The sequence below is a fragment of the Streptomyces hainanensis genome, assembly GCF_004348415.1.
In the GTDB taxonomy this organism is placed as follows: Bacteria; Actinomycetota; Actinomycetes; order Streptomycetales; family Streptomycetaceae; genus Streptomyces; species Streptomyces hainanensis.
On record NZ_SMKI01000745.1, the window covers coordinates 1 to 2,305 of the forward strand.

At 74.0% G+C, this 2,305-nt stretch carries 3 protein-coding genes; 2 read left to right on the top strand and 1 reads right to left on the bottom strand.

Annotated elements, in window-relative coordinates; all coding sequences use genetic code 11:
- Positions 1–545, bottom strand: a 545-nt coding sequence (locus tag E1283_RS35475) for a TetR/AcrR family transcriptional regulator (protein ID WP_132822275.1), incomplete at its 3' end; no start/stop codon positions are given.
- 490 nt (positions 546–1,035) lie between these two features.
- Here E1283_RS35475 and E1283_RS35480 point away from each other — a divergent pair.
- The gene (locus tag E1283_RS35480; protein WP_132822276.1) at positions 1,036–1,287 is read left to right on the top strand and encodes a hypothetical protein; all 252 of its coding nucleotides are present in this window, start codon (positions 1,036–1,038) and stop codon (positions 1,285–1,287) included.
- A 197-nt stretch (positions 1,288–1,484) separates the two neighbouring features.
- Positions 1,485–2,291, top strand: a complete 807-nt coding sequence (locus E1283_RS35485) for a biotin/lipoyl-containing protein (RefSeq protein ID WP_132822277.1) — start codon at positions 1,485–1,487, stop codon at positions 2,289–2,291.
- The last annotated feature ends 14 nt before the right edge of the window (positions 2,292–2,305 follow it).

Below are 2,305 nucleotides of genomic sequence, written 5' to 3' on the forward strand. Positions count from 1 at the left end.
TCCCCGGCCCGCTCCCCCACCAGCTCCGCGACGCGCCTCCGCAGCGCCGCCCTGACCGGCTCGGTCAGCGACGGGCCGCCGGTGGCCTCGTACAGCCACAGGCCGTCCACCGCGAGCCGGGCCAGCAGCAGGTCGACGTCCGCCGGCTCGGCCCGCGCGGGCGCCGGGGCCCAGCGGCGCATCAGTTCCTCCCACACCTCGGCCAGCTCGGGGCGGGCGACCGACTCCAGCATGAACGCCAGATCCGCCTTCCTGGCCATGCCGGGTTCCACGCCGGACAGCGCGTAGGCGGCGACGGCCTCCCTGGCGGACGCCTCGGCGAGGGGCTTCCCGAGCGCGGCCACCAGCTGCTCCTCCCAGGCCACGGTCAGATGGCGCTGGATCGCCAGCAGCAGCTCGTCGCGGGTGCGGAAGTGGTACATCAGCCCGCCCTTGGTGACGCCGGCCTCCTCGGCCGCGGACTCCAGGGTCAGCGCGGTGATGCCGTCACGCTCGGTCACCCGGATCGCGGCGTCCAGGATCAGGTTTCGCTGGCTTGGTCGCATAATCGTAACTGTACCATCCGGAAGGTACAGTTACGGTCGTGGAACCCGGCGGGCCCGACCGTTCGAACCCGCCTCTTCGGCCCGGCCGGCAAACACTCTTCGCCGCATCTTCACGTCCACCCCTCAACCGGGCCGCATCCGTCCGGAATCCCTCAGGTGTCGGACATGCCGCCGATCCACCCCTTCGGATTCCTTTGGGCCCCGCGCCGACCGGGCCTCCACGCCGCCCCGGGGACCGATTACGCGAAAAACCCCGACCCACTTGGCGAAGAACGCGGCACGCCCGCGCCGCCCCCGCCGCCCGGCGCGCCCGCCGACACTGGATCGGACCTCGCGCCCCGTGTTTACATCGCCGCGCCGCGGCATTCGGCAGCACGGCGGCCGACGCGTCGCACGTCTCCAACGGCGACTGTCGTCATGGCCACTGCCTCGAATTCCCCGCGCGTTCACCTTTGTTCAGACGATTTATCCAAGTGAAGGGACCAACGCCTTGCGTAACGACCTTGAGACCCGCGAGATCGCCGACACCGAGCTGGACGCCGTCGCCGGCGGTGTGGCGGGCGTCGCCTCCGTCTCCGGTGGCCTGGTGGGCGCCGTGACCGGCGACGTGGCCGGCGCCCTGGGCTCCCTGGAGACCGTGGGCTTCGTCCAGGGCCTGGCCGGCGGCGTGACCGGCGAGGTCTCCGCCCTCACCGGCGTGAACGTGAACACCGGTGCCGTCACCGGTCTCGCCGGCCTCTGAGCACCACCCCCGGGCACCACGCGCCATGAACCCCGGCCCCCTCTCCGCCGGGGTTCATGGCCGCCGGTGGGCACGTTGCCGCGCCACCGTCCTCGCCGCCGGTGGGCACGTTGCCGCACCGCACTCCACCGCACCGCACCGCACCGCACTCCACCGCGCCACATCACGAACGGCCAAGCGGAATTCCGGAAGGGCCCATGCAGTTTCGCCGTGAAGCGCTCGCCAGACTGCGCTCGCCCGAGGAACTCGACCTGCCGGTACGCCTCGCCCGCCCGCCGGGCCGGCTCGTCCTCGCCGTCACCCTCCTCGTGATGACGGCCGCCGCCTACTGGGCCTTCACCGGCTCGGTGTCCGCCACCCAGTCGGCGCCCGGCATCCTCACCCCGCCGGACGGGAGTTACGTACTGGAGAGCCCGGTGGCCGGACAGGTCACCCGCGTGCTCGCCGCCGAGGGCGACGTCCTCGCCCCCGGCGACCCGCTGCTCCGGGTCGCCACCGAGGACGGCGACCGCGAGGTGCCGGCCGTCGCCGGCGGCCGGGTCACCGCCCTGCTGGCCCGCGAGGGCGCCGTCGTCACCGCCGGCGCCGAGGTGGCCACCCTCGAACACCGCACGGACCTGGACGAGCCGCTGGTCGCCGTCCTCTACCTGCCGGGCGGCAGCGCCGCGGCGATCCCCGCCGGCGCCCGCGTCGACCTCGACGTCCAGTCCGTGCCCCGCGACCGGTTCGGCGTGCTCCGCGGCCGCGTCCTCGCGGTGGGCGGCGCGCCCCAGACCCAGGCCCAACTCGCCGGCTTCCTCGGCGACGAGCAACTCGCGGCCGGCTTCGCCGCCCAGGGCAACCCGGTGGCCGTGCTCGTCGAGCTCGAAACCGCCCCCGCCACCGAGTCCGGCTACCGCTGGTCGTCCGACGCGGGGCCGCCGTTCGCCGTCGACTCGCGGACGCCCGTCACCGGCACGATCCGCCTCTCCGAGCAACGCCCCGTCGATTGGCTGCTTCCGTGACCGCCCCCCAGGCC